The organism is Sphingomonas sp. PvP018 (genome assembly GCF_017876865.1).
Lineage (GTDB): Bacteria > Pseudomonadota > Alphaproteobacteria > Sphingomonadales > Sphingomonadaceae > Sphingomonas > Sphingomonas aerolata.
This window is the reverse complement of record NZ_JAGIOU010000001.1, coordinates 1560115-1584996: the sequence shown is the minus strand read 5'-3', so window position 1 is coordinate 1584996 and position 24882 is coordinate 1560115. Positions and strand designations below refer to the sequence as shown.

At 66.2% G+C, this 24882-nt stretch carries 23 protein-coding genes; 10 read left to right on the top strand and 13 right to left on the bottom strand.

The window, feature by feature from the left end; translation table 11 throughout:
• Nucleotides 1-109: 109 nt before the first annotated feature.
• The 5 genes from infB to rimP form a co-directional block, all read right to left on the bottom strand.
• The gene (gene infB / locus J3A66_RS06840; protein WP_209567896.1) at nucleotides 110-2959 is read right to left on the bottom strand and encodes a translation initiation factor IF-2; all 2850 of its coding nucleotides are present in this window, start codon (nucleotides 2957-2959) and stop codon (nucleotides 110-112) included.
• Nucleotides 2956-3714 carry a DUF448 domain-containing protein gene (locus J3A66_RS06835; RefSeq protein ID WP_031440029.1) on the bottom strand — a complete coding sequence of 253 codons (759 nt, stop codon included), beginning with the start codon at nucleotides 3712-3714 and terminating at the stop codon, nucleotides 2956-2958. Before J3A66_RS06835 ends, infB begins: the two co-directional genes overlap by 4 nt.
• Before the next feature lie 124 nt (nucleotides 3715-3838).
• A complete protein-coding gene (locus tag J3A66_RS06830; protein ID WP_209567894.1) occupies nucleotides 3839-4078 on the bottom strand; it encodes a 4-oxalocrotonate tautomerase family protein in 240 nt (79 codons plus the stop codon).
• Entirely contained in the window at nucleotides 4078-5832 is a 1755-nt protein-coding gene (gene nusA / locus J3A66_RS06825; RefSeq protein ID WP_245336722.1) for a transcription termination factor NusA, read from the bottom strand. Before nusA ends, J3A66_RS06830 begins: the two co-directional genes overlap by 1 nt.
• Complete coding sequence (gene rimP / locus J3A66_RS06820) at nucleotides 5832-6425, bottom strand: ribosome maturation protein RimP (protein ID WP_037529486.1); 594 nt, start codon at nucleotides 6423-6425, stop codon at nucleotides 5832-5834. The genes nusA and rimP overlap by 1 nt, the downstream gene beginning before the upstream one ends.
• 179 nt (nucleotides 6426-6604) lie before the next feature.
• On the opposite strand from rimP, the gene J3A66_RS06815 reads away from it, so the two are divergent.
• A complete protein-coding gene (locus tag J3A66_RS06815; RefSeq protein WP_209567892.1) occupies nucleotides 6605-7750 on the top strand; it encodes a PQQ-dependent sugar dehydrogenase in 1146 nt (381 codons plus the stop codon).
• Between the two features lie 37 nt (nucleotides 7751-7787).
• Here J3A66_RS06815 and J3A66_RS06810 read toward each other — a convergent pair whose 3' ends face one another.
• The gene (locus J3A66_RS06810) at nucleotides 7788-8189 is read right to left on the bottom strand and encodes a PaaI family thioesterase (protein ID WP_031440033.1); all 402 of its coding nucleotides are present in this window, start codon (nucleotides 8187-8189) and stop codon (nucleotides 7788-7790) included.
• The gene (locus J3A66_RS06805) at nucleotides 8183-8605 is read right to left on the bottom strand and encodes a PaaI family thioesterase (RefSeq protein ID WP_031440034.1); all 423 of its coding nucleotides are present in this window, start codon (nucleotides 8603-8605) and stop codon (nucleotides 8183-8185) included. The genes J3A66_RS06810 and J3A66_RS06805 overlap by 7 nt, the downstream gene beginning before the upstream one ends.
• Nucleotides 8606-8703: 98 nt before the next feature.
• Here J3A66_RS06805 and J3A66_RS06800 point away from each other — a divergent pair, with 98 nt between their 5' ends.
• Entirely contained in the window at nucleotides 8704-9486 is a 783-nt protein-coding gene (locus J3A66_RS06800; protein ID WP_209567890.1) for a crotonase/enoyl-CoA hydratase family protein, read from the top strand.
• A 3-nt stretch (nucleotides 9487-9489) separates the two neighbouring features.
• On the opposite strand, the gene gorA is transcribed toward J3A66_RS06800, so the two are convergent.
• The 3 genes from gorA to pgi all read right to left on the bottom strand — a co-directional run bounded on the left by gorA (nucleotide 9490) and on the right by pgi (nucleotide 12989).
• On the bottom strand, nucleotides 9490-10845 hold the full coding sequence (gene gorA / locus J3A66_RS06795) for a glutathione-disulfide reductase (protein ID WP_166746829.1): 1356 nt from the start codon (nucleotides 10843-10845) through the stop codon (nucleotides 9490-9492).
• A 99-nt stretch (nucleotides 10846-10944) separates the two neighbouring features.
• Nucleotides 10945-11322 carry a DUF4174 domain-containing protein gene (locus J3A66_RS06790; RefSeq protein WP_209567887.1) on the bottom strand — a complete coding sequence of 126 codons (378 nt, stop codon included), beginning with the start codon at nucleotides 11320-11322 and terminating at the stop codon, nucleotides 10945-10947.
• A gap of 176 nt (nucleotides 11323-11498) precedes the next feature.
• On the bottom strand, nucleotides 11499-12989 hold the full coding sequence (pgi, locus tag J3A66_RS06785; RefSeq protein WP_031395170.1) for a glucose-6-phosphate isomerase: 1491 nt from the start codon (nucleotides 12987-12989) through the stop codon (nucleotides 11499-11501).
• A gap of 167 nt (nucleotides 12990-13156) precedes the next feature.
• On the opposite strand from pgi, the gene lepB reads away from it, so the two are divergent.
• The 4 genes from lepB to lgt all read left to right on the top strand — a co-directional run bounded on the left by lepB (nucleotide 13157) and on the right by lgt (nucleotide 16891).
• Nucleotides 13157-13966: a signal peptidase I gene (gene lepB / locus J3A66_RS06780; RefSeq protein WP_209570424.1), complete on the top strand. Its 810-nt coding sequence runs from the start codon at nucleotides 13157-13159 to the stop codon at nucleotides 13964-13966.
• Nucleotides 13903-14625: a ribonuclease III gene (gene rnc / locus J3A66_RS06775; RefSeq protein WP_209567886.1), complete on the top strand. Its 723-nt coding sequence runs from the start codon at nucleotides 13903-13905 to the stop codon at nucleotides 14623-14625. Before lepB ends, rnc begins: the two co-directional genes overlap by 64 nt.
• 238 nt (nucleotides 14626-14863) lie before the next feature.
• Nucleotides 14864-15781 carry a GTPase Era gene (gene era, locus J3A66_RS06770; protein WP_333950987.1) on the top strand — a complete coding sequence of 306 codons (918 nt, stop codon included), beginning with the start codon at nucleotides 14864-14866 and terminating at the stop codon, nucleotides 15779-15781.
• Nucleotides 15782-16048: 267 nt separating this feature from the next.
• Nucleotides 16049-16891: a prolipoprotein diacylglyceryl transferase gene (gene lgt / locus J3A66_RS06765; protein WP_209567883.1), complete on the top strand. Its 843-nt coding sequence runs from the start codon at nucleotides 16049-16051 to the stop codon at nucleotides 16889-16891.
• Here the strand turns inward: lgt and J3A66_RS06760 are convergent, their stop codons facing one another.
• Nucleotides 16892-17593: an NAD-dependent deacylase gene (locus tag J3A66_RS06760; protein ID WP_209567881.1), complete on the bottom strand. Its 702-nt coding sequence runs from the start codon at nucleotides 17591-17593 to the stop codon at nucleotides 16892-16894.
• Nucleotides 17594-17798: 205 nt separating this feature from the next.
• On the opposite strand from J3A66_RS06760, the gene J3A66_RS06755 reads away from it, so the two are divergent.
• The 3 genes from J3A66_RS06755 (at nucleotide 17799) to J3A66_RS06745 (ending at nucleotide 20875) form a co-directional block, all read left to right on the top strand.
• On the top strand, nucleotides 17799-18548 hold the full coding sequence (locus tag J3A66_RS06755) for a hypothetical protein (RefSeq protein ID WP_209567878.1): 750 nt from the start codon (nucleotides 17799-17801) through the stop codon (nucleotides 18546-18548).
• Nucleotides 18549-18755: 207 nt separating this feature from the next.
• The gene (locus J3A66_RS06750; RefSeq protein WP_192139715.1) at nucleotides 18756-20273 is read left to right on the top strand and encodes a fumarate hydratase; all 1518 of its coding nucleotides are present in this window, start codon (nucleotides 18756-18758) and stop codon (nucleotides 20271-20273) included.
• Nucleotides 20274-20344: 71 nt separating this feature from the next.
• Nucleotides 20345-20875, top strand: coding sequence for a DUF2501 domain-containing protein (locus J3A66_RS06745; protein WP_183935181.1), 531 nt, complete (start codon nucleotides 20345-20347; stop codon nucleotides 20873-20875).
• A gap of 562 nt (nucleotides 20876-21437) precedes the next feature.
• Here the strand turns inward: J3A66_RS06745 and J3A66_RS06740 are convergent.
• Entirely contained in the window at nucleotides 21438-21986 is a 549-nt protein-coding gene (locus J3A66_RS06740; RefSeq protein WP_209567876.1) for a hypothetical protein, read from the bottom strand.
• A gap of 117 nt (nucleotides 21987-22103) precedes the next feature.
• On the opposite strand from J3A66_RS06740, the gene J3A66_RS06735 reads away from it, so the two are divergent.
• Nucleotides 22104-22481 (top strand): PRC-barrel domain-containing protein, encoded by a 378-nt coding sequence (locus J3A66_RS06735; RefSeq protein WP_031395809.1) that lies wholly within the window; start codon nucleotides 22104-22106, stop codon nucleotides 22479-22481.
• A 123-nt stretch (nucleotides 22482-22604) separates the two neighbouring features.
• Here the strand turns inward: J3A66_RS06735 and uvrB are convergent, their stop codons facing one another.
• Nucleotides 22605-24803, bottom strand: coding sequence for an excinuclease ABC subunit UvrB (uvrB, locus tag J3A66_RS06730; protein WP_031395810.1), 2199 nt, complete (start codon nucleotides 24801-24803; stop codon nucleotides 22605-22607).
• Between the last annotated feature and the right edge of the window lie 79 nt (nucleotides 24804-24882).

Sequence of the window (24882 nt, the reverse complement as noted above, 5' to 3'; positions counted from 1 at the left end):
CTCCCTCGCCCCTCCGGGGAGAGGGTGGGGGTGCGGGGCGGCCGCAAGCGTTACCGCCCGGTACTGCCCCTCACCCGACCCTCTCCCCGAGGGGGAGAGGGCTTCAGTATTACAGCGTGCGGTCGCGCATCTCGACTTCGAACGTCTCGAGGACGTCGCCGGCCTTGATGTCGACGAAGTTCGACGTGAACGTCACGCCACACTCCAGCCCGGCGCGGACTTCGGCGACATCATCCTTGAAGCGACGCAGCGATGCGATTTCGCCCTGGTAGATGATGACGTCGTTGCGCGTGATACGTGCCTTGAGCGCCTTGCGGATATTGCCCTCGGTAACGAGCAGACCCGCCGCCTTGCCATGCTTGCCCGCCGAGAAGACCTCGCGGATATCGGCACGACCGACGACCGTCTCGAACGCTTCCGGCCCGAGCTCGCCGGCCATCCCCGCCCGGATCTCGTCGATCAGGTCGTAGATCACGTCATAATATTTGAACGCGACCTTTTGACGCTCGGCGATCTCGCGTGCCTTGGCGTTCGGACGAACGTTGAAGCCGATAATCGGTGCACCCGATGCCGCCGCCAACGTGACGTCCGATTCGGTGATGCCACCGACGCCCGAGCTCAGCACGCGCGCCTTGATCAGGTCGGTGGAGATCTTGTTGATCGCCCCGACGATCGCCTCGACGGTACCCTGCGTATCCGCCTTCACGACCAGCGGATATTCGATAGCCTGCTTTTCCTTCAGCGCCGAGAACATGCTCTCGAGGCTGGCAGGAACCGATGCGGTCCGCTTGTCGGTCTTCACGCTGCGACGATATTCCGCGACTTCGCGGGCCCGTGCTTCGTTCTCGACAACCTGGAACGGATCGCCTGCTGACGGCACGCCCGACAGACCGAGGACCTCGACCGGCATCGCCGGACCGGCTTCCTTGATCTGCTTGCCCTTGTCGTCGACCAGCGCACGAACCTTGCCGCTCTCGCCGCCGACCACGAAGATGTCGCCAACCTTGAGCGTACCACGATTGACGAGGATCGTCGCGACCGGGCCACGACCCTTGTCGAGCTTGGCCTCGATCACCGTACCTTCGGCCGCGCGATCCGGATTGGCGCGCAGTTCGAGCAGTTCGGCCTGGAGCTGGATCTTCTCGATCAACGTGTCGAGACCGATCTTCTTGGTCGCGGAGACTTCGACGTCCTGGACGTCGCCGCCCATGTCCTCGACCACGATCTCCTCGCTCAGCAGGCGCTCGCGCACCTTCTGGGCATTGGCGCCTTCCTTGTCGATCTTGTTGATCGCGACGATCATCGGCACGCCTGCTGCCTTGGTGTGGGCGATCGCCTCCACCGTCTGCGGCATCAGGCCGTCGTCCGCCGCCACCACCAGGATGACGATGTCGGTGACATCCGCACCGCGCGCACGCATCTGCGTGAACGCCTCATGGCCCGGCGTGTCGAGGAAGGTGATCTTCGACTTGTCCTTCAGCGTGACCTGATACGCGCCGATATGCTGGGTGATGCCCCCCGCTTCGCCGCGCACCACGTCGGTGCCGCGCAGGGCATCGAGCAGCGACGTCTTGCCGTGATCGACGTGACCCATGATCGTGACGACCGGGGCACGCGGACGCAGAGTCTCCTCGGCATCGTCGATCGTGTCGTTCGCCAGATCCTGGTCGACATCGCTGACGCGCGTCAGGTTGTGACCGAATTCGGTGACGAGCAGTTCGGCCGTATCCTGGTCGATCGTCTGCGTCATCGTGACGGGCATGCCCATCTTGAACAGCGCCTTGACGAGGTCTGCACCCTTCTCGGCCATACGGATGGCGAGTTCCTGCACGGTGATCGCCTCGGGGACGACCACGTCGCGGACCTGCTTGGCCTGCGGCTCGCGCGGACCACCGGTGCCACGACGCTCCTTCTCACGCGCACGCTTGAGTGCGGCGAGCGAGCGGGCGCGGGCGCCATCCCCATCGCCGAGGGCGCGGTTGACGGTCAGCTTGCCCGAGGTGCGACGATCGTCGCCCTTGCGGTCACGCTGCTGCGGCCGTGCCGGGGGTGCGTCGCGACGGACGCCACCAGCCGGCGCGTTGGCACCGGTTGCACCAGGGCGCGCTGCGGTCGTGCCGGCATTGGCCGTCGTCGCCGGCGCTGCAGGCGCAGGTGCCGGGACGGGCTTCGGCGGCGGCGGAGGACGCTCGGGACGGGCGACTGGCGAGAACCGGCGGGGTGCCGGCATCGACGGATCGCGCGACAATTCGAGAATCGGCGGCGGGGCCGGCGGTGCGACAGGCGCGGGCGCCGGCTTGGGAGCCGGTGCTGGCGCCGCTACCGGAGCTGGCGTCGGAGTCGGCGCGGGTGCCGGGGCCGCAGCGGGGGCAGGGGCCACCGCAACGGGGGCTTCAACCGGCGCGGCAGCAGGCGTCGGCGCTACGATCGGCGCTGCTTCGACGACGGGTGCCGGTGCAGCTGCAGGTGCAGGCGCCTCAACGGGCTTCGGCGCAGGTGCAGCCTTGGCTTCCGCCTCGGCACGCGCGCGTTCGGCGATGCGGTTGCGCTCGTCCTCGGCGGCCTTGGCGCGCTCGGCTTCCTGGCGACGACGCCCTTCTTCGAGCGTGTTCATCCGCTGCTCTTCCGCCTCGCGGAGAAGCTTGGCCTGCCGCTCCTGCGGCGACAGGTTGCTCGGTGCCTGCTGGCGTACCGGTGCGGGGGCGGGCTGCGGCGCACGCGCCTGCGGAGCCGGTGCGGGGGCCGCAACCGGCGCGGGCGCGGCAACCGGCGCATCGGCGACCGGACCGTCGGGCTCGCCCGGACGGCGCAGGACGCGCGCACGCTTGGTTTCCACGATCACCGTATTCGATCGGCCGTGGCTGAAGCTCTGCTTCACCTGGCCGGTCTCGACCGTGCGCTTCACACCCAAAGGTGCGCGCATGCCAAGTTTCGGCTTCTCGTTGTCCGTGTCGCTCACTCAAATTCCTCAGTCATGTCCACGGCCGGGCTGTGTCCGGTCGATCCGGACGCCCCTGTTATGGGTGACGTCCCGTTTTGTTGAGACGCCGATGCGCCCTGCGAGGCCGTTTCGCAAGACACGGGAGAAGGTTCGGGGCCGATAAAATGCAGCCAACGGTCGAGCGCTTCGCTCACCCGCTTTGCTGCAGCGCGGTCAGTCAGGCCAATGTGTACCACATTCTCCCGCCCCAGCGCCAACGCCAATATGGTACGTGACGCGGGCAGTGCCAACCCCCGCAGACCCGAGCCTTCGACATCGTTGCCGATGCGCCACGCTTGGTCGAGCTTGCGGTTGCCGTCCTCGGCCGCGTCGGACGCATGATACAGCGCCTTCAGCTTGCCCTGGCGCGCATTCTGCTCGATCCGGTCGGAGCCGATCAGCACGGTGCCCGAGCGCGATTCGAGCCCGAGCCGGTCAAGTGCGTTGCGCTCAAGCGCGGCTTCGATCTGCGCAGGCAGTTCGGGGGGAATCGCGAACTCGCCGGTCTTGAACGCACGCGCGAGCGCGCCCTTCAGCTTGCCCTTCTTGATCGCCGCTTCGAGTTCGATTCGTGTCACCCCGATCCACGCGCCACGGCCAGGAGCCTTGGCACGCACGTCGGGATGAATCTGGCCATCGGGGGCCAGCGCGAGTCGCACCATATGTGGCCGAACATCGCGCTCGCCCGACAGGATGCACTTGCGAATGGGGGCGTCTTCATCCCCCTCGCGCATGCGGGATGGGTTCGGCTCGCGCCCACCTGCACCCTTGTTCTTAGCCGAGGCCGGGCGCCCACCCTTCGGTCCTCTCCCGCTTGCGGGAGGGGAGGAAGGAAGGCCGTCGGTAGCGCCTAGCGCCTCATCGGGAGGGTTCCGCATGTGCGTCCTCCTGCGCCGGAGTCGTCTTCGTGGCGTCGCGGTCGACCAGCAGCTGGCCGCCCGCGCCGTAATTCTCGGTCGAAACCTCTTCGATCACGATCTGCACCGCAGCCGGGTTCTTGCCCAGCCGCTCGACGAGCGACTGGGTGACGTCGGCGACGATGCCGGCCTTCTGGTCCTTGGTGGCGGACCCCGAAATGCGGATGCTGACGAACGGCATCAGGCCTTGTCGTCCTCGCTCTTCGCGTCGGTCGTGCCCGCAGCGTCATCCGCCACGACGTCATCCGCCGCAGTGTCCTCAGCCGCAGTGTCATCCGCGCCGACGTCCTCAGCCGCAGTGTCCTCGGCCGAAGCCGCTTCCACCGGAGCCTCGTCCGCCTCGACGGCGTCAGCCTCGGGGGCCTCGTCCTCGAACCAGTGCGCACGCGCGGCCATGATGATCTCGTTGCCCTGTTCGTCACTGAGACCATATTCGGCGAGGATCCCGCCCTTCGGCTCGGGACGCTTGGGCGCGTCGTCGTTGCGGCGGCGCGGTTCGGCGCGCTTCTTCTCGACCAGCTCGTCGGTCGCGAGATCCGCAAGATCGTCGAGCGTCTTGATGCCCGCCTTGCCGAGCGTGACGAGCATCGCCTCGTTCAGATACGGCATGTCGATCAGCGCGTCCTCCACGCCGAGCGCGGTACGCTCTTCGCGGCTGGCCGCATCGCGACGCTCGAGCGCCTCGGTAGCGCGGTTCTGCAACTCGCCCGCCAGATCCTCGTCGAAGCCCTCGATGCCGGCGATCTCCTCGACCTCGACATAGGCGACCTCCTCAAGGCTGGTGAACCCTTCGGCGACCAGCAGCTGCGCGAGCGTCTCGTCGACGTCGAGCTCCTTCTCGAACATTGCCGAGCGCTCGACGAAGTCCTTCTGGCGCTTCTCGGAGGCATCGGCCTCGGTGAGGATGTCGATCGCCTTGCCGGTCAGCTGCGACGCGAGGCGGACGTTCTGGCCACGACGGCCGATCGCCAGCGAAAGCTGGTCATCGGGAACGACGACCTCGATGCGCTCTTCCTCTTCGTCGATCACGACGCGGCTGACCGAAGCCGGCTGCAGTGCGTTGACGACGAAAGTCGCGATGTCGGGCGACCAGGGGATGATGTCGATCTTCTCGCCCTGCATTTCCTGCACGACGGCCTGAACTCGCGACCCCTTCATGCCGACGCAGGCGCCGACCGGATCAATCGACGAATCATGGCTGATGACGCCAATCTTCGCGCGCGAACCGGGATCGCGGGCCGCGGCCTTGATCTCGATGATGCCGTCGTAGATTTCGGGGACTTCCTGGGCGAACAGCTTCTTCATGAAGTCGGGGTGCGCGCGGCTGAGGAAGATCTGCGGCCCGCGGTTCTCGCGGCGGACGTTGAGGATCAGCGAGCGGATGCGGTCGTTGACGCGCACGACTTCGCGCGGGATCTGCGCGTCGCGGCGGATGACGCCTTCCGCGCGGCCCAGGTCGACGACGACATGGCCGAACTCGACGCGCTTGACGACGCCGGTGATGATCTCGCCTGCGCGGTCCTTATATTCTTCGAACTGGCGCTCGCGCTCGGCGTCGCGGACCTTCTGGAAGATGACCTGCTTGGCAGCCTGTGCGGCGATGCGGCCGAATTCGATCGGGGGCAGCGGATCGACGATGAAGTCACCGAGTGCGGCGTCCTTCTGGAGCTTCTGCGCGCCCTTGACGTCGACCTGCTTGAAATAGTCGTCAACCGCCTCGACCACTTCGACGACGCGCCACAGGCGCAGATCGCCGGTGTTCGGGTCGAGCTTGGCGCGGATGTCGTTTTCGGCGCCGTAGCGCGAGCGGGCGGCGCGCTGAATCGCGTCCTCCATCGCCTCGATCACGATCGCCTTGTCGATCATCTTCTCCGACGCGACCGAATTCGCGATCGCGATCAGTTCCGCGCGGTTTGCGGTGACTGCCGTGGCCATCAATGCTGTCCTTCTTCGGTCTCGACGCCGCGAGCATCAGGCTCATCGGACGTATCTTGATAGAAAACCTCGTCCGCGCCTTCGGTCGAAAGCGGCGCGGTCGCGGCGATGAGTCGGTCGGTCATGACGAGCTTGGCATCGGCCACCTGGGCGAAGTCGATCGTCATGATCTTGTGCTTGTTCACGTCGACGGTGATCTTGGTCCCCTCGACGCCCATCAGGTTGCCCGAGATCTGCTTGCGATCCTCGAACGGCTCGACGAGGCGGATGCGCGCCTCCTGGCCTTCCCAGTCGGCAAAGTCCTGGAGCCGGGTCAGCGGGCGGTCGATACCGGGGCTCGACACTTCGAGACGATATGCGTCCTCGCCGACCGGGTCCTTGCCCTCGGCCTCGAGCGCGTCGAACTTGTCCGAGATGCGGCGCGACAGTTCCGCGCAATCCTCGATCACGAGCTGGCGGGTGTCGGGCCGCTCGGCCATCACCTGCAGCGTCGGATCGGACTTGCCGCCCTGCATGCGCACGCGCACGAGGCTGAGCCCGAGCGCCTTGGCTTCGGGTTCGATCAATTCGGTCAACAGGGCGATATTCGCCATCGCAATTCCAAACAGGGCCAAAGCACAGGTGATCAGCGCCGCGGGGCGAACCCCGCAGCCTCTTCATCTGGCGATGTAGAGAAAGTAGGATCTCCATACCCGCGATGGCAACGCTTCGCAAGCGGGAGCAACCTTCGTTCGTCACGCCGCGTTGGCGCAGGGATTTCCGGGAGAAGATCATGATCCGTCGCACATTGGCCGCCACCGGCCTGATATCCGCCACCGTGTTCGCCGCGGCCGCCTGTTCCGCCCAGCCCGCGCCGGGGAATATGCCATTTAAGCGGACTGTCGTTGCGGACTTCGATTCGCCCTGGGCCATGGCCGTGCTGCCGGATGGCAATGCGCTGGTTACCGAAAAGGATGGGCGCATGCGCCTGCTGATTATCGTCTCGGGTAATGCCAAGAACAGCGTCACTGCCACGATGCCTGTCGAAGGCGTCCCCAAGACCGACTCCGCGGGCCAGGGTGCATTGATGGATGTGGCGCTGGCCCCCGGCTTTGCGCGCAATCACCATGTCTATTTTTCGGGATCGGTTGCGGGCGAGGGAGGCAAGGGCGTCGCGCTCTGGCGTGGAACGCTCCATCTGGATGCGCCCGGGCCGCGGCTCGAGGGGGTGGAGGAACTCTTCCGCGCGCGGCCGTTCGTTGAAGGTAATGGCCATTATTCAGGTCGCATCGCGTTTTCGCCCGACGGCAAATATCTGTTCTTCACCAATGGCGACCGCCAGAAATTTACCCCGGCGCAGAATCCCAAGGTCACGCTCGGGAAGGTGTTGCGCCTGACGCTCGACGGCAAGCCCGCGCGCGGCAATCCGCTCGCGGCCAAGGGCTTCGCACCCGAGATTTGGAGCTATGGCCACCGCAACCTGCTCGGCATCGCATTCGACGGGCAGGGCAATCTCTGGGAACAGGAGATGGGGCCGAAGGGCGGCGACGAGGTCAATCTGATCACGCCCGGGCAGAATTACGGCTGGCCCAACGCGTCGAACGGCAGCCATTATGACGGGCGCGACATTCCCGACCACAAGCCCGGCGACGGCTATGCGGCGCCCAAGGTGTCGTGGAATCCGGTGATCTCGCCGGGCGGGCTGATGATCTATTCGGGCAGCATGTTCCCGCAGTGGAAGGGTGATGCGTTCATCGGCGGGCTGTCGTCGAAATCACTCGTCCGCGTCGACCTGAACGGCACCAATGCCGCCAAGGGCGACCAGTGGGACATGGGCGCGCGTATCCGCGAGGTGGAGCAGGGGCCCGACGGCGCGATCTGGGTGCTGGAGGACGGTGGCGAATCGCAGGGACGGCTGATCAAGCTGACGGCGCGGTAAGGCTGTGCCGCCTCCCGCCTGCGGGCGGGGGGCGGGGTCAGTCGCGAACGATCAGGTAATTCATCCTCGCGGCCGCGATCGGCTTGTCGCGGTCGTCCTGCCACGCGGTCGCCTCGACATTGGCAACGCGCGTGCCGAGCCGGGTGACCACGCCCGCCGCGCGCGTCGGCTTGTCGCGGCCGCCCCGCATGAAATCGACGGTGACGGTCACCGGCTTGATCCGTACGCTGGCGTCCTCGGGCCCCTCGGTCTCGATCGCATGGTAGAGCGCGGCGATCGCCGCGACCTCGAGCAGCCCCGATATCGCGCCGCCGTGGAGGAACCCGGGGCGGCCGATCACGTCGTCGCCGAACGGCATCAGCAGCACCGGCCGACCCTCCGCGTCGCGTTCGATCTCGACGCCCAGCGTTGCGGCATAGGGTGGCAGCGTGCTCACCATGACCCGAGCACCATGAACGTTCCCGCGACATGCGCAAGCGGATCGGCGGGATCGCCGTCATGCGCCTGGCCGCGGACGAACGCGATCGACCGGGTGATCCGGTAGCATTCGCCGCGTCCGATCACCGTCTTCCCGGGCGTCGCCGGGCGCAGATAATCGACGCGCAGGTCGAGCGTCGCATGCGGCACGAACGCCGCGCGGCGGATCCAGATCGCGATGCTGGCGGCCATGTCCATCATCGTGATGATCGGCCCCGACGCGATCACGCCGCTGGCTGGATCGCCGATCAGCTTTTCGTCATAGGGCAGCGCAAGCTCCGCCCAGTCCGCGCCATGCGCATGATAGCGCATCCCGAGCGCGGCGCCGTGCCCGCCGAACCCGTGTCGTGTAAACCGCTCTGCGTCGAAGCCATCCATGCCCCGACCTCTACACGCCAGCGACCGCCACGCAACATTGCCGCACATGCGGGGCGGGGCTAGCATCGGGCGCAACGAGATCAGGAGAGAGGATCGCCATGAACGACCGGGTCACCATCGCCGTCGCGGACGGGATCGCCGATGTCCGCCTCAACCGCGCGGACAAGATGAACGCGATCGACCCGGCGATGTTCGAGGGGATTGCCGCCGCGATCGACCGGCTGGCGGGGATGGCCGAGGCGCGCGTCGTCGTGCTGTCGGGCGAGGGCCGGGCGTTCTGCGCGGGGCTCGACATGGCGTCGATGGCGGGCGGCGGGTCGGGGCTTTCGCTCGACGACCGGACGTATGGCGATGCCAATCTGGTGCAGCAGGTCGCCTGGGGCTGGCGGACGTTGCCGATGCCGGTGATCGCCGCGGTCCACGGCGTCGTGTTCGGTGGCGGGTTCCAGATCATGTCGGGCGCCGACATCCGTATCGCCCACCCACAGGCGCGGTTCGCGATCCGCGAGACGCATTGGGGGCTGGTACCCGACATGGCGGGGATCGCGCTGTGGCGGACGCTGGCGCGCGACGACGTGCTGCGCGAGCTGACGTACACCGCGCGCGAGTTCGACGGGGCGGAGGCGCTGCATCACGGCTTTGTTACGCGGCTCGACGACGATCCCCATGCCGCCGCGATGACGATGGCACGTGCGATCACCGCGAAGAATCCGCAGGCGATCCGGGGGGCGAAGGCGCTCTACACGCTCGCCGCCGATGCGGACTCGGCGGCGATCCTGCGCGCCGAAAGCGACGCGCAGGGGCAGGTGATGCGCAAGCCCAATCAGATCGAACAGGTCCGCGCCAATCTCGAAAAGCGCGCGGCGGTGTTCGTCGACTAGGCGCTACTTCATCAGGACGAGCTCCTCCGCCATCGTCGGGTGGAGCGCGACAGTCGCGTCGAAATCGGCCTTGCTGAGCCCCGCCTTCACCGCCACCGCGGCGGATTGCAGGATCTCGGGGCAGTCGGGGCCGATCATGTGAATGCCGACGACGCGGTCGGTCTCGCCGTCGCAGATCATCTTGTAGAGCGAGCGCTCGTTGCGCCCCGCCAGTACGTTCTTCATCGGCCGGAAGTCCGAGGTGTAGACCTTCACCGAGCCCAGTGCCTGCTTGGCCTGCGATTCGGTCATGCCGACGCCGGCCATTGGCGGGTGGCTGAACACCGCGGCGGGGACGTTCGCGTAATCGACGCGGGTCGGCTTGTTGCCAAAGAACGTGTCGGCGAACGCCTGCCCCTCGCGGATCGCGACCGGGGTCAGCTGGATGCGGTTGGTGACGTCGCCGACCGCGAAGATGCTGTCGCAGCTCGAGCGATTGTCGTCGTCGACCACCACCGCGCCCGCCGCGTCGAGTTCGACCCCGGCCGTCTCGAGCCCGAGGCCTTTCGTGTTCGGCAGGCGGCCGGTCGCGAACAGGACGAGATCGACGACGATCGGCTCGTGCCCGCTGGTATGCACGGTCAGGCAACCGTCCTCGCCCTTGTCGATCCCCTGGAACGCCGCGTTGAAGCGGAAGTCGATGCCCTTGCTCATCGAGATCTGGAGCAGCCGGTCGCGGATCGATTCGTCATAGCCGCGCAGGATCACGTCGGTGCGGTTGATCAGCGTGACGTGCGCGCCGAACTGATGGAAAATGCCGGCGAATTCATTGGCGATATAGCCCGCGCCCGCGATCAGCACGCGCTTCGGCACGTCGTCGAGATGGAACACCTCGTTCGAGGTGATGCCGTGCTCGGCACCGGGGCAGTCGGGCACCAGCGGGTGCGCGCCGACCGCGATCAGGATTTTCGCCGCGGTCTTCTTGCTGCCGTCGGCGAGCGTCACCTCGTTCGGCCCCGAGACGACCGCGCGCTGGTGGATGATGTCGACATGGTTGTTCTCGAGCGTCTGGGTGTAGGCGCCGTTGATCCGGTCGACCTCCTCCATCACGTTGTCGCGCAGCGTCGGCCAGCTGAACGCGCAATCGTCGGGCACCTGCCAGCCGAAGCGCTTGGCGTCCTTCAGATCCTCGGCGAAATGAGCGCCGTAGATCAGCAGCTTCTTCGGCACGCAGCCGCGGATGACGCAGGTGCCGCCGACGCGATATTCCTCGGCGACCGCGACGCGCGCGCCATGCGCGGCGGCAACGCGCGATGCACGCGTGCCGCCCGAGCCGGCGCCGATGACGAAGAGGTCATAGTCGAATTGGGTATCGGTCACGGGCTATCCTTGTACGTCGCGCTGCGGCTTTGGATGCCATCTGGGGCAGGGGGGATGCGCGGACAAGACCGGTGCGGCGATCAGGGTGATCGGCTGGCTCTATCGCCGACCCGCCCTGCGCATCGGCATCGCGTCGATCGTCCGCTCCAGGACGGCGGCGGGGAAGGGGTGCGCGCTGCGCAGTTTCTCGCCGCCATCCTTGCCGATGAGGATCGCGGTGAAGGTGGCGGGAAGGCGGAACTTGCGGTGCAGCGCGGGGGCGCTGTCTCCGGCGCCGCGGACCTGATCGCCGACGATTTCGACGACGGTGAGGTCGCGCTCGTCGCGTTTGGTAGTCCAGGAATTAAGGATGCGGCGCTGCTCGGCGAGTTCCGGGTCCTGCGGGGAGGGGGCCGCGACGATCAACACACGACGATCCCATCGCATCTGCGCGAGGGTGGGAGAGGCGGCGAGCGCTACGGCGAGGAGGATGGGCATAGCGCGGTAACGCTCGAGGGGCGCGCACGGTCCTCCCAAATACCACCCCGGCGAAGGCCGGGCCCCAGTTGGGAAGGCCTCACTGTGATAAACTGGGGTTCGCCAAACTGGACCCCGGCCTTCGCCGGGGTGGCGGAGTGAGGTGGGGCGCACTCAGCGCACGCCCACCCCGAAAATCACCCGAACGCGCGCTTGATTAGGTCGTCGGTCGAAGGATCGAACGTCTGTCCGCCCTTCTCCGCTGCCTTCGCCATTTCCTTGCCCAGCTCGACCCCGAACTGGTCGAACGAGTTGATCCCCAGCAGCACGCCGTTCACGAACACGCGGTGCTCGTAGAACGCGATCAGCGCCCCGAGCGTGCGCGCGTCGAGATCGTCGAGCAGCAACGTCGAGGACGGCCGGTCACCCGAATAGCTGCGCGCGGGATCCTCGACCTGCTTGCCCGCCATCAGCGCCGCACCCTGTGCAAACGCGTTAAGTAACAGCGCCTTGTGATGCTCCTCGGGCAGCGTATCGCCCGCCTCGATCGACGCGACGAACTCGACCGGCACCAGATGCGTGCCCTGGTGGAGCAGCTGGAACACCGCATGCTGCGCCTCGGTGCCGACCCCACCCCAGGTGATCGCCGCCGAAGGCCGCCCGAGCGGCTGGCCATCCGCGGTCACCGACTTGCCGTTCGACTCCATCTCCAGCTGCTGGAGATAGCTTGGCAGCAACCGCAACCGCTCGTCATAGGCAAAGGTCGCACGCGTCTCGGCATGGCGGATCTGCGTGTAATAAAGGTCGGCAAACGCCGCGAGCGCCGGCGCATTCTCGTGCAGCGCGGCGAGGCGGAAATGGCGATCCATCTCGGCCGCCCCCTCGAGCAGCTCCTCGAACCGGTCCCAGCCGAGCGCGATCGCGGCCGGGAACCCGATCGTCGACCAGAGCGAGTAGCGTCCGCCGACGCTCTCGGCGAACGGCAGGATCCGCGTCTCGTCGACGCCCCATTCCATCGCCTTCTCGGGCGCCGCGGTCAGCGCGATCACACGGCCGTAAGGATCCTCGACATTATGCTCGTTCATCCACTGAAGCACGGCTTCAGCGTTCATCAGCGTTTCGGTCGTGGTGAAGGTCTTCGACGCGACCACCAGCAACGTGGCGGCCGGATCGAAGCGTTCGAACACGTCCTCCAGCGCGACGCCGTCGACATTGGCGACGATCCCGACATCATATCGCTTGTCGTCACGCCCGAGCGAGTCGACCAGCAATTGCGGCCCCAGCGCGGACCCGCCGATGCCGACATGCAGGATATGCCGCACGGGACCGAGCGCATCCGCCTCGATCGCGTCGATCAGCGTGCGCATCCGTGAATGGCTGGCCTGTGCGATCGCGACGCTCTCGGGCTTGCCCTCACCGCGCTCGGCGGTGTGCTCGACCGCGCGGCCTTCGGTGACGTTGACGATCTCGCCCGCGAACATCGCCTGGCGCTTGCCCGACAGGTCCTGCGCCTTGGCCATCTCCTCAAACGCGCTGACCATGTCCGTGGTCAGGTGCGTCTTCGACCAGTCGAAGTGGATGCCTGCGACGTCGAGGCTCAGCTTGGACAACCGCTCAGAGTCGGCGGCGAACAGGTCGGTGAGTTTGGCGGCGGGCAGGGCTTCGAGTTTGGACCAGTCGGCGGTCATGCAAAGTCTCCGATTTGGAATTCGTGCGCACCGATACGGCGACGCGAGCAAGAACACCATAACGTCCCGGGAGGCGATTGGGTCTCCGGGGGTGTCCGGATCGTCTCCGGACATGGCGGATGCTGCATATGCTTGACGGCGCGCGCCGGTTGAGCAAACCCGCGGCCATGGCAAAAGACGCGAAGACCAAACCGGCCCGATCCGAAACCGCAGAGACGTTCCGCTTCCTGCTGAAGCTGGCGGTGGTCGTATTGATCCTGCGCAGCTTCATCTTCGCGCCGTTCAGCATTCCGTCCGAATCGATGCTGCCCCGGCTGCTGATCGGCGATTATCTGTTCGTGTCGAAGTGGAGCTATGGCTATTCGCGCTGGTCGCTGCCGGGTGGCGTGCCGTTGATCCCCGGACGGATATTCGGCAGCACGCCGACGCGCGGCGACGTCGTCGTCTTCCGCGCCCCCGAAGTGCTCGATCACGACGTCATCAAGCGCGTGATCGGCCTGCCCGGCGAGACCGTCCAGATGCGGCAGGGGACGCTGTACCTGAACGGCACCGCGATCCCCAAGGCGCGGATCGCCGACTTCACGATCCCGCTGACCGCCAATTTCGATGCGGAGAAATGCGGCGCGCCGTTCGTCGACGTCGCCGAGGGCGTCCAGATCTGTCGCTATCCGCGCTACCGCGAGACGTTGCCCGGCGGCCGCAGCTATTCCGTGCTCGACCAGGCGCAGCTGCCCGATCGCGACGACACGGGTGTCTATACGGTGCCTGCAGGCCATATCTTCGTGATGGGCGACAACCGCGACGACAGTGGTGACAGCCGGTTCCCCGCACCAAGCGGGATGGGCTATGTCCCGCTCGAGAATGTCGAGGGCAAGGCAGTCGTCAGCTTCTTCTCGACCGACGGCAATGCCGAATGGCTGAAACCCTGGACCTGGGTCAGCGCCGCGCGCTGGGAGCGGATCGGGGAAGGCTTTTGAGCGACCTTGGCGACTGGCTGGCGGGCGTATTCGGTCGCCGGCCGCGCGATCTGGCACCCTATGAGCGCGCACTGACGCATGGCAGCCAGGCGAAGGCGAATTACGAGCGGCTGGAATTTCTCGGCGACCGCGTCCTGGGGCTGATCGTCGCGGAATGGTTGTACGAACTGTTCGCGACCGATCCCGAAGGGTCGCTGTCGAAACGGCTGAACGCGCTCGTCACCGGGCCGGTCTGTGCCGAGGTGGCGCGCGAACTGGGGGTGCGCGCGCATCTGAAACTCGGCAAGCAGGCGCGCGACGATGGCGCCAGCGACAGCGACAATGTGCTGGGCGACGTGATGGAGGCACTGATCGGCGCCTGGTACCAGGAGGCCGGGCTCGACGCCGCACGTGCGTTCGTCCGCGGCGCATGGGGGGACCGCGTTCAGGCCGGTGCTAAGGCGCCGCAGCACCCCAAGTCCGCGCTTCAGGAATGGGCAGCCGCGCATAACCGCAAGCCCCCCGAATACACAGTCGTCGAACGCTCCGGCCCCGGCCACGCCCCCAAATTCACGATCCTCGTCTCGATCGGCAAGCTCGCCGAAGCGACCGCGATGGGATCGAGCAAACAGGAAGCCGAAACCGCAGCGGCAAAGGCGTTGCTGGAGAAGCTCAGCTAAGAAGAATGATTCACGCGGAGACGCGGAGCCGCGGAGGCGGCTGCGAGTGGAAATCCGGTCTTGCCCGAACGACTCCGAGATAATCGGCGGCGCATAATCGCAGACGGCGCGAGCCCCATCCACACCATCTCCGCGTCTCCGCGTCTCCGCGTGAACAAACCTGCCTTCTCGCGACGCGATGACGAACAGCCGTTTTCGCTGTACAGGTGCCCGCAACACCAGTTCGAAAAGAGCATATGTGACTGAAACGAATACCACGCCCGACCCGAAGCATTGCGGCCTAGTCGCCATTGTCGGCGCCCCGAACGCGGGCAAGTCGACGCTCGTCAACGCGCTCGTCGGCCAGAAGGTCGCGATCGTCAGCCCCAAGGCGCAGACCACCCGCGCCAAGCTGATGGGCGTCGCGATCGAAGGCGACACGCAGATCCTGCTGGTCGACACGCCCGGCATCTTCGAGCCCAAGCGCCGGTTCGACCGCGCGATGGTCGCCGCCGCCTGGGGTGGCGCGGAAGGGTCGGACATCATCGCTCTGGTCGTCGACGCCAAGGGCGGGATCGGCGGCAAGGTCACGACGATCGTCGAGTCGCTGGTCGGCCGACCTGAGCCGATCTGGCTGATCCTCAACAAGGTCGATCTCGCCGACAAGACCAAGCTGCTGATCCACGCGGAAAAGCTGAACGCGCTGCTTCCCTTCGCCGAGACGTTCTTCATCAGCGCAGGCACCGGCGACGGCCTCGCGCACTTCAAGACGCAGCTTGCCAAGGCGATGCCCGAAGGTCCGTGGCATTATCCCGAAGACCAGGTATCCGACTCGACCGAGCGCGCGCTCGCGTCCGAGGTCACGCGCGAGCAGCTCTATCTCCAGCTCCACGCCGAGCTCCCCTATGCGAGCACGATCGAGACCGAGCAGTATATCGAGCGCCAGGACGGGTCGTTGGAAATCCACCAGCAGATCCTCGTCGAACGCCCGACGCAGCGCGCGATCGTGCTCGGCAAGGGCGGCGTGCGGATCAAGGAAATCGGTGCGCGCTCACGGATCGAACTCGCCTCGATCACGGGCAAGCCGGTGCATCTGTACCTGCACGTCAAGGTGAAGCCGGGCTGGGACGAGGACCGGGAAGTGTACCGCGATATCGGGCTAGACTGGGTCGACTGACCCGCGACAACAACCACAATTTCTACACTCCACCCCGGCGAAGGCCGGGGCCCAGTTGGGAGACGGTCGTCACGACGGACAGCGCGCCGTTACTCAGGCCTTCCCAACTGGACCCCGGCCTTCGCCGGGGTGGTAGTGTTCGGGCGGATGACAGAGTTCGGCTCGGCACTCCGTCACGCCCACGCCTATTGTACCAAACCCGCGACCTCCCGAAATCTATTGATGCTACCTTAGACCTCGCCCGAGAATCCGGACGAGGACCACGCGATGCCGACCCTGATCGATGCGACGTCCGCGATCCGCTACGACCAGTTGCATCTGTCCCCGGTGGCGCTGGATTTCGGCCTGTTCCAGATCCGATGGTACGCGCTCAGCTATATCGCGATGATCGCGCTGGGCTGGTGGTATCTGCGGAGGATGCTCCGCCGGTCCGGTGCGCCGATGGCGGCGGGGCATGTCGACGATCTCGTCTTCTACCTGACGCTGGGCATCATCATCGGTGGTCGGCTCGGCTATTGCGTGTTCTACCGGCCCGATATCTGGCGCGCGCCGCTCGACGTGCTGAAGCTCTGGCAGGGCGGCATGTCGCTGCATGGCGGGTTCCTCGGGGTGATCGTCAGCCTGATCCTGTTCGCGCGGCGTCACCGGCTCCCGCTGCTTCGGGTCTGCGATTACGTCGCCTGCGCGACGCCGTTCGGCCTCGTGCTGGTGCGGATCGCCAATTTCGTGAACGGGGAGTTGTGGGGTCGGCCAAGCTCGCTTCCCTGGGCGGTGATCTTTCCGGGCACGTATGACGGCATTCCCAGACACCCGAGCCAGCTCTACGAAGCCGCACTCGAGGGCGGGCTCAGCATGATCGTGCTGGCCTATCTGTTCTGGCGCACCGACGCGCGGCTTCGACCCGGCCATCTGCTCGGGGCGGGGCTGATCCTGTACGGCACCGCGCGCTTCCTGCTCGAATTCGTCCGCCAGCCCGATGCCGGGCTCGACCATCTGTGGTGGGGGCTGACGATGGGGCAGACGCTGAGCGTGCCGATGATCGGCGCCGGCATCTGGTTCTACGTCCGGTCGTTCAAGCGCGCGCGCGTCGCGGCCGTCCCTACCCCGTGACTATCGCCCCAGGACCTCATCGACCCAGGCCGGCACCAGCATTCCGGCCGCGCCGATCCGCGTCTCCTCGAAGAACACGCTCCCCATCGAGGGGTCTAGGTTCAGCTCCAAGGTAGCGGCGCCGTGATAGGCCGCGGTCTGCACGAAGCCGGCCGCCGGATAGACCGCCCCCGACGTCCCGATCGACACGAACAGATCGGCCTGCGCCAGCGCCGCCTCGATCCGCTCCATCTGGTACGGCATCTCGCCGAAGAACACGATGTCGGGCCGCAGCGCCGCCGACCCGCAGGCGCCGCATATCGCCCCCTCCGGCAAGCTGCCGGTCCAGGGCTCGCGCGCACCGCAGACGGCACATAGCGCGGACAGCAGTTCGCCATGCATGTGCAGCATCCGCGTCGCGCCCGCCCGCTCATGCAGGTCGTCGACATTCTGCGTGACGATCAACAATCCGCCGCCCCACGCTTCGTCCAGCCGCGCAAGCGCACGGTGCGCGGCATTGGGCTCGACCGTCGCCAGCGCCGCCCGACGGAGATCGTAGAAGCGGTGCACCAGCTCCGGATCCGCGGCGAGCGCCTCGGGGGTACAGACATCCTCGACCCGGTGACCTTCCCATAGGCCGCCCGGGCCGCGGAACGTCGCGATGCCGCTTTCGGCGGAGATGCCCGCGCCCGTCAGAATGACGATGTTTCGTAGATCCTGCATCGTCACCCTCTACGTATGGCGCTGTCGCCAGGATAGCCGCAGTCACGCCGATATCTCGCGCCTCCGAGCATCGGGTCGGCGGGATGCGCCCGGTTGCTCGTTTACGGCGTTGAACCGAACCGACCATGTCTTTGTGGCCGGCCGCACACCGTTCGCCGATGCCGTCATGGCACCGCGCGCCATGATATTCGAAGGATCCAATGCGATGGTGACCAAAAAACTGATGCTGTTGAGCGGCGTGATCGCGGTCCTCGGCGGCTGTGGCGACACGACATCGACCGGCACCAACACTGCCACCGTCAATACCAGCGCGGCGGCAAGCGCAGCGTCCGACGTTACCCGCGTTCGCGGCGTGATCACCGCGGTCGGCGCCGACGCGGTGACCGTCCAGACCTATGACGGCAAATCGGTCAGCGTTCCGCTCGACGCCAAGACCAAGGTCGCCTGGGTGGTGAAGTCGGACCTGTCGACGCTGAAGGACGGCGACTTCATCGGCACCGCGACGACCGGTCCCGACGACGCACTGCGCGCGGTCGAGCTCGTCATCTTCCCCGAGGCGATGCGCGGGACCGGCGAGGGCCATTATCCCTGGGACGTTCCCGGCGTGGTCGCGGCCGCTGGCGGCGGCGCGGCCGATGGGCAGAGTGCAATGACCAACGGCACCGTCGACGGGCAGAGCGCGATGACCAACGGCACGGTCGACCAGCAGAGCGGGATGACCAACGGCACGGTGACCGGCGGGGCGGGCAAGCCCGGCGAAACCAAGCTCAGCATCTCGTACAAGGGCGGCAAGGCGCAGGTCGTCGTGCCCGTCGGCACGCCGATCGTCCGGTTCGAGCCGGCCGAGCGATCGGTCCTTGCAAAGGGCCAGAAGCTGTTCGCGATCACCTTGGCCGGCGCGTCGGGGGCGAGGTCCGTCGCGGTCGGCAAGGATGGCCTGACGCCGCCGATGTAAGACTGCTGCACGTAATCACAGCCTGAGGGGCTGGAGTGGTGATGTGTCCACTCCAGCCCCTTTTGTTTGGAGAACCTTACACGTCGGATCTCGTGCAGGCGCGGACGTCGTGGCGGGTCGCGCGGCGATCCCCCGACCAACCCTATCTTCATAAATCACCCGATCGCCGCTAAGACGCCTGCAAACCCGTATCCGTAAAGGCGCTGCATGACCGTCATCACCGAAGCCGACCTGATCGAAAGCGTCGCCGACGCGCTCCAGTTCATCAGCTACTATCACCCGATGGATTACATCCGCGCGCTGGGCGTCGCGTACGAGGCGGAGAAGAGCCCCGCCGCCAAGGATGCGATCGCGCAGATCCTGACGAACAGCCGGATGTGCGCGGAGGGCCATCGCCCGATCTGCCAAGATACCGGCATCGTCACGATCTTCGTCAAATGGGGCCAGGACTGCCGTCTCGATTCGACCCGCTCCTTGCAGGAGGTCGTCGATGAAGGCGTGCGCAAGGCGTATCTCAACCCCGAGAACAAGCTGCGCGCCTCGATCCTCGCCGATCCCGCCTTCACGCGCCGCAACACCAAGGACAACACGCCCAGCGTGATGCATGTCGAGATGGTGCCCGGCAACACCGTCTCGATCGACGTCGCTGCCAAGGGCGGCGGCAGTGAGAACAAGTCGAAGTTCAAGATGATGAACCCGAGCGATTCGATCGTCGACTGGGTGCTTGAGATGATCCCGCAGATGGGCGCGGGCTGGTGCCCGCCGGGGATGCTCGGCATCGGCATCGGCGGCACCGCGGAAAAGTCGATGATCCTCGCCAAGCAGTCGCTGATGGGCGCGATCGACATGGCGCAGCTGAAGGAACGCGGCCCCAGGAACGACATCGAGGCGCTGCGGATCGAGATCTACGACAAGGTCAACGCGCTCGGCATCGGTGCGCAGGGGCTGGGCGGGCTCTCCACCATCCTCGACGTCAAGATCTTCGACTGGCCGACGCATGCCGCGTCGAAGCCGGTCGCGATGATTCCGAACTGCGCCGCCACGCGCCACGCGCATTTCGTGCTCGACGGCTCGGGGCCGGTCTATCTGGAGGCGCCGAAGCTCGAGGAGTGGCCGGACGTCAACTGGACGCCCGACAAGGCCGCGATCCGCGTCGATCTCGACACGCTGACGCCCGAGGTGGTGCAGACGTGGAAGCATGGCGACCGCCTGCTGCTGAACGGCAAGATGCTCACCGGGCGTGATGCCGCGCACAAGCGGATCGCCGACATGCTGGCCAGGGGCGAGGAGCTGCCCGTCGATTTCCGTGGCCGCGTGATCTATTATGTCGGTCCGGTCGATCCGGTCGGCGACGAGGTGGTCGGGCCCGCCGGTCCCACCACCGCGACGCGGATGGACAAGTTCACGCGCATGATGCTTGATCAGGGCCTGCTCGCGATGGTCGGCAAGGCCGAGCGCGGCGGCGATGCGACCAAGGCGATCGCCGAGGCGAAGTCGGCCTATCTGATGGCGGTCGGCGGTGCGGCCTATCTGGTCGCGCGCGCGATCAAGGGATCGAAGGTCGTCGGCTTCGAGGATCTGGGTATGGAAGCGATCTACGAATTCGAGGTCGCCGATTTCCCGGTGACCGTCGCGGTCGATTCGGCGGGCGAGAACGTCCACCAGCTGGCGCCGCTCGTCTGGCGCGAGAAGATCGCACGGGAGCGGTTGCTCGCGCCGGCGTGACCGCTCGTCCTGATGACGTGGAACGGGGAGGGCGGCCCTTCCGTTGAGCTTGCGAACCAGAGGAGTTTCGTATGTTCAAGCCCGCCAACCCCGTCGTCGCGATCGCGGTCGCAACATTGATGACGACGAGCGCCGTAGCCCAGAGCGGGGCACCCGCGCCCGCGCCGCGTACGTCCAGCGGGGGCCTCGGCAGCTTGGGTGACAGTCTTGGCGGGCTCGGCGGCGGACTGGGTGGCGGATTGGGCGGCCTGCTTGGCGGTGGCGCGTCGGGCATCGGTTCGATCGGTGCGGGCAATGCGGCAGGTCTGCTCGGCTATTGCCTCAAGAACAACCTGCTCGGTCAGGGCGGGGCACTTGGCGCGTTGACCGGGCGGCAAACGGCGCCCCAGGCTCCTGCGACGGGCCAGGCAGCGGGCGCGCAGTCGATCCTGCAGCGGTTGACCGGGCGGCAGGGCGTGCGGACGTCGCCTGGCTTTGCAGCGGGACAGGCGGGGGAGCTTCAGGCGCCGAACGGTCAGGGGCTGTCGCTCGACAATCTCGGCGGACAGGTGAAGACGAAGATGTGCAGCCTCGTGCTCAACCGGGCCAAGGCGTTTCTGTAACCGGCGCGTGCGCTAGGGCGGCTAGCCGTCGCCCGTCCCGTCATCCTGACGAAAGTCAGGATCCAGGGTAATTAGGGGCAACCTGCGTGGCTCTGGATCCTGACTTTCGTCAGGATGACGGCGTGGGTGGAGCTAGGGCGGTTCATCTCGCCGATGCGGGGCGACGCCCGCATTCCCAAACCAAAAGCACCCAGAAATGAAAAGAGGTTGCCGGGGCGTCTCACGACGACCCGACAACCTCCTGACATGGTCAGCGGCCGGAGAGCTCCAGCCCGGAGGACCATGCGTACCACCTCATCCTGTGCCATGTGTGCTGATTGGAGGGCGATACCTCCCGCACATGCCGTCGGATATCAGTAGCGCGTCCCCCGAACGAACCGAACCGAACTCACTGCTGAACCATGAGACATCGGATCACCTCCTTTCGCTTGTTGAAAAAACGCGGCCAAGCCTGACCGCAACCGCAATGTGTGCCGGGTGCTCTGTTGATACAAGTCTTGTTTTGCAGAAGATTTCGCGCAATCCTCAAAGGCTGTGCGGTACGCTGGGCAAATGCCCGCCCTTACCCGCGACAATCCTCGGTCACGCGTTCGATCTCCGCCCATGAGGGGATGACGAGAGCGGGCTGGCCCTGCTGGTCGATCACGAACCGACCGCGGCTGAACCCCATCGCTTCGAGCAACGGATCGCTGGCCGGCAGCGTCGCCGTCACGGTGCCGGGGGTATTGCCGGGCTGGACCGAGAGCGCGCGGGTGACGCTCGACGTGCGGATCGTCATCGGCGTGGCGGCCGCGGCGGTGCGCGACAGATGGATTTGCCGCGTGCCGGTATCGCACTGGAGTGTCAGCGCGGGCTGCGCCGCCTGCGTTCCGAAGCTTGCTACCGATCCGCGCGGATCGCGGCGATAGGTCCAGCTTCCCGGCGTATAGGGCCAGTCGCGCCAGTCGGCCGCGAGCGGGGCGGGGCGTGGGGCGGGGGCGGGCGCCTCTACGCGTGGTGGCGGCGGCGGCGGTTCGGCACGCGGTGGCGCGACGCAACCGGCGATCAGCGTCAGCGTGGCGAAGCCGGCGGCGATAGGCCAGCCGGCGGCGATAGGGGTGTGGGCGCGCATGACCCGCTATGCGGCACGCCCGGCGACCGCTCAAGGCGCGACGACGGTGATCGCGCGGGAACCGGCGCACGCTGCTACCGGTTCAGCGACGGAACACTGTAAATCAGGAGACGATCCATGTCCGATACCGTTGCCCAGACCCCAACCCAGCTGCTCGTGCAGGCTAATATTTCGGGGACGATGAAGGTCGAGAGCCGTGACGGCGACGCGGTCGGGACGGTCTATGCCTTCATGGTGCACAAGGGTACCGGGCGCGCGACGCACGCCGTGCTGAGCCTTGGCGGGTTCCTGGGCATGGGCAAGAGCTTCTACCCGCTGCCGTTCGCGTTGCTCCAGTTCGACGCGGTGCGTGATCTGTATGTGGTGACGATCGACAAGCGCGTGCTCGAGGGAGGCCCGAGCTGGTCGAACAACGCGCCGGTCTTCGATCAGGCCTATGCCGACCGGGTGGCGAGCTATTACGGGTCGAGCAGCGAGGATCTCGTCGTCGGCTAACGCGAGCGCGGTTCAACCCGCCCGTCACCCTGACGAAAGGCAGCACCCAGTGTCATTGACCGCGGCGTCCGCGGCTCTGGGCCCTGACTTTCGTCAGGGTGACGAAAAGGGGAATGAGCGGCCTCAACGAGACCGCGAGCCACCCATCCGCATTTTCTGGCTCTTCCCGTAGCGCGTTTTCCGCGTGCCTGGCTTGCCCTCGTTCGAGCGGCCCATGACCGGCGCCTTCTGCTGATCCACCGGCAGACCCAGCTCCTCGTTCTCCAACTGCCGGATCTCGTCGCGCAGCCGCCCGGCGGTCTCGAACTCCAGATCCGACGCGGCCTTGCGCATCTGCTTCTCGAGATCCTCGATGTAAGCACGCAGGTTGTGACCGACCATGTGCGGGCGGTCCTCGTCGATCGGGACGGTGACCTGGTCCTGGCTGGCGACATGCGCGATGATGTCGCCGATGTTGCGGCGGATCGTCGTCGGCGTGATGCCGTGCTCGGTGTTGTACGCGACCTGTTTCTCGCGGCGCCGCGCGGTTTCGTTCATCGCGCGCTCCATAGAGCCCGTGACGCGGTCGGCGTACAGGATCACGCGGCCGTCGACGTTACGCGCAGCGCGACCGATCGTCTGGATCAGCGAGGTCTCGGAGCGCAAAAAGCCTTCCTTGTCCGCATCGAGGATCGCGACCAGCCCGCACTCGGGGATGTCCAATCCCTCGCGCAACAGGTTGATGCCGATCAGCACGTCGTACACGCCGAGCCGCAGGTCGCGGATCAGCTCGATACGCTCCAACGTCTCGACGTCGCTGTGCATGTAGCGGACCTTGATCCCCGCCTCGTGCATATACTCGGTCAGATCCTCCGCCATCCGCTTGGTCAGCGTCGTGACGAGCGTACGGTATCCGAGCGCGGTGGTCTTCCCGACCTCGACGATCAGGTCCTGCACCTGCTCCTCGACCGGCTTGATCTCGACAGGCGGATCGATCAGCCCGGTCGGGCGGATGACCTGTTCGGCGAACACGCCACCGGTCTGCTCCATCTCCCAGCTGCCCGGCGTCGCCGAGACATAGGTCGTCGGCGGGCGCATCGCGTCCCATTCGTTGAACCGTAGCGGCCGGTTGTCGATCGCCGAGGGAAGGCGGAAGCCATATTCGGCAAGTGTCAGCTTGCGGCGGTGATCGCCGCGCGACATGCCGTTGATCTGGCCGATCGTGACATGGCTCTCATCGACGAACAGCAGCGCGTTGTCGGGCAGATATTCGAACAAGGTGGGCGGCGGCTCGCCCGGCATGCGACCGGTGAGGAAGCGTGAGTAATTCTCGATCCCCGCACAGCTGCCGGTCGCCGCGATCATCTCGAGATCGAAGTTCGTGCGCTGCTCGAGCCGCTGCGCCTCGAGCAGCTTGCCCTCGAGCACCAGCTCCTTCAGCCGCTCGGCCAGCTCGTGCTTGATCGCCTCGCCCGCCTGTTTCAGCGTCGGGCCGGGCGTCACGTAATGCGAGTTCGCATAGACGCGCACCGAGTTGAGCGACGCAACCTTCTTGCCGGTCAGCGGGTCGAACTCGGTGATCTCCTCAATATCGTCGCCGAAGAACGAGATGCGCCACGCGCTGTCTTCGTAATGCGACGGGAAGATCTCGAGCGTGTCGCCCTTCACGCGGAAATTGCCGCGCTGGAACGCCGCGTCGTTGCGCTTGTACTGGAGCGCGACGAGCTTGCGCACGATCTCGCGCTGGTCGACGGTCGTGCCCTTTTTCAGGTCGAAGATCATCGCCGAATAGGTCTCGACGGAGCCGATGCCGTACAAGCACGATACCGACGCGACGATGATCACGTCGTCGCGTTCGAGCAGCGCGCGCGTCGCCGAATGCCGCATCCGGTCGATCGACTCGTTGGTCGAGGACTCCTTCTCGATATACGTGTCCGAGCGCGCGACATACGCTTCGGGCTGGTAATAATCGTAATAGCTGACGAAATATTCGACCGCGTTGTCGGGAAAGAACGACTTCATCTCGCCGTAGAGCTGCGCCGCGAGGATCTTGTTCGGCGCGAGGATCAGCGCAGGCCGCTGCACGCGTTCGATCACACTCGCCATCGTGAAGGTCTTGCCCGATCCGGTGACGCCCAGCAGCACCTGATCCTTCTCGCCCTCGCCGATCGCCGAGACGAGTTCGGCGATCGCGGTCGGCTGGTCGCCCGCAGGCGCATAGTCGCTGACGAGCTTGAACCGCTTGCCACCCTCGACCTTTGCGGGGCGCGCGGTCGGGCGGTGCGGGACGAAGGTGTCGCCGGTTTCGGGTTCGGCGAGGCTGGTGCGGATCTGGATGGCCATCGAGGGGGAATATGGGGAACAGACGCGGCGACGGCAACGTCGTTAGATGCTCCATCATTCCACTAACCACTCGTCATCC

Bases quoted from the DNA above. Each gene is read 5' to 3' on its own strand.
- rnc (WP_209567886.1), top strand. From the start codon at position 13,903: ATGGCTGAAACCCTGGACCTGGGTCAGCGCCGCGCGCTGGGAGCGGAT.
- J3A66_RS06735 (WP_031395809.1), top strand. From the start codon at position 22,104: ATGTCCGATACCGTTGCCCAGACCCCAACCCAGCTGCTCGTGCAGGCT.
- J3A66_RS06805 (WP_031440034.1), bottom strand. From the start codon at position 8,605: ATGGATGGCTTCGACGCAGAGCGGTTTACACGACACGGGTTCGGCGGG.
- J3A66_RS06800 (WP_209567890.1), top strand. From the start codon at position 8,704: ATGAACGACCGGGTCACCATCGCCGTCGCGGACGGGATCGCCGATGTC.
- rimP (WP_037529486.1), bottom strand. From the start codon at position 6,425: ATGGCGAATATCGCCCTGTTGACCGAATTGATCGAACCCGAAGCCAAG.
- J3A66_RS06750 (WP_192139715.1), top strand. From the start codon at position 18,756: ATGACCGTCATCACCGAAGCCGACCTGATCGAAAGCGTCGCCGACGCG.
- lgt (WP_209567883.1), top strand. From the start codon at position 16,049: ATGCCGACCCTGATCGATGCGACGTCCGCGATCCGCTACGACCAGTTG.
- pgi (WP_031395170.1), bottom strand. From the start codon at position 12,989: ATGACCGCCGACTGGTCCAAACTCGAAGCCCTGCCCGCCGCCAAACTC.
- lepB (WP_209570424.1), top strand. From the start codon at position 13,157: ATGGCAAAAGACGCGAAGACCAAACCGGCCCGATCCGAAACCGCAGAG.
- J3A66_RS06815 (WP_209567892.1), top strand. From the start codon at position 6,605: ATGATCCGTCGCACATTGGCCGCCACCGGCCTGATATCCGCCACCGTG.
- uvrB (WP_031395810.1), bottom strand. From the start codon at position 24,803: ATGGCCATCCAGATCCGCACCAGCCTCGCCGAACCCGAAACCGGCGAC.
- J3A66_RS06810 (WP_031440033.1), bottom strand. From the start codon at position 8,189: ATGGTGAGCACGCTGCCACCCTATGCCGCAACGCTGGGCGTCGAGATC.
- J3A66_RS06740 (WP_209567876.1), bottom strand. From the start codon at position 21,986: ATGCGCGCCCACACCCCTATCGCCGCCGGCTGGCCTATCGCCGCCGGC.
- J3A66_RS06835 (WP_031440029.1), bottom strand. From the start codon at position 3,714: ATGCGCGAGGGGGATGAAGACGCCCCCATTCGCAAGTGCATCCTGTCG.
- J3A66_RS06755 (WP_209567878.1), top strand. From the start codon at position 17,799: ATGGTGACCAAAAAACTGATGCTGTTGAGCGGCGTGATCGCGGTCCTC.
- J3A66_RS06790 (WP_209567887.1), bottom strand. From the start codon at position 11,322: ATGCCCATCCTCCTCGCCGTAGCGCTCGCCGCCTCTCCCACCCTCGCG.
- J3A66_RS06760 (WP_209567881.1), bottom strand. From the start codon at position 17,593: ATGCAGGATCTACGAAACATCGTCATTCTGACGGGCGCGGGCATCTCC.
- nusA (WP_245336722.1), bottom strand. From the start codon at position 5,832: ATGGCCACGGCAGTCACCGCAAACCGCGCGGAACTGATCGCGATCGCG.
- J3A66_RS06830 (WP_209567894.1), bottom strand. From the start codon at position 4,078: ATGCCGTTCGTCAGCATCCGCATTTCGGGGTCCGCCACCAAGGACCAG.
- J3A66_RS06745 (WP_183935181.1), top strand. From the start codon at position 20,345: ATGTTCAAGCCCGCCAACCCCGTCGTCGCGATCGCGGTCGCAACATTG.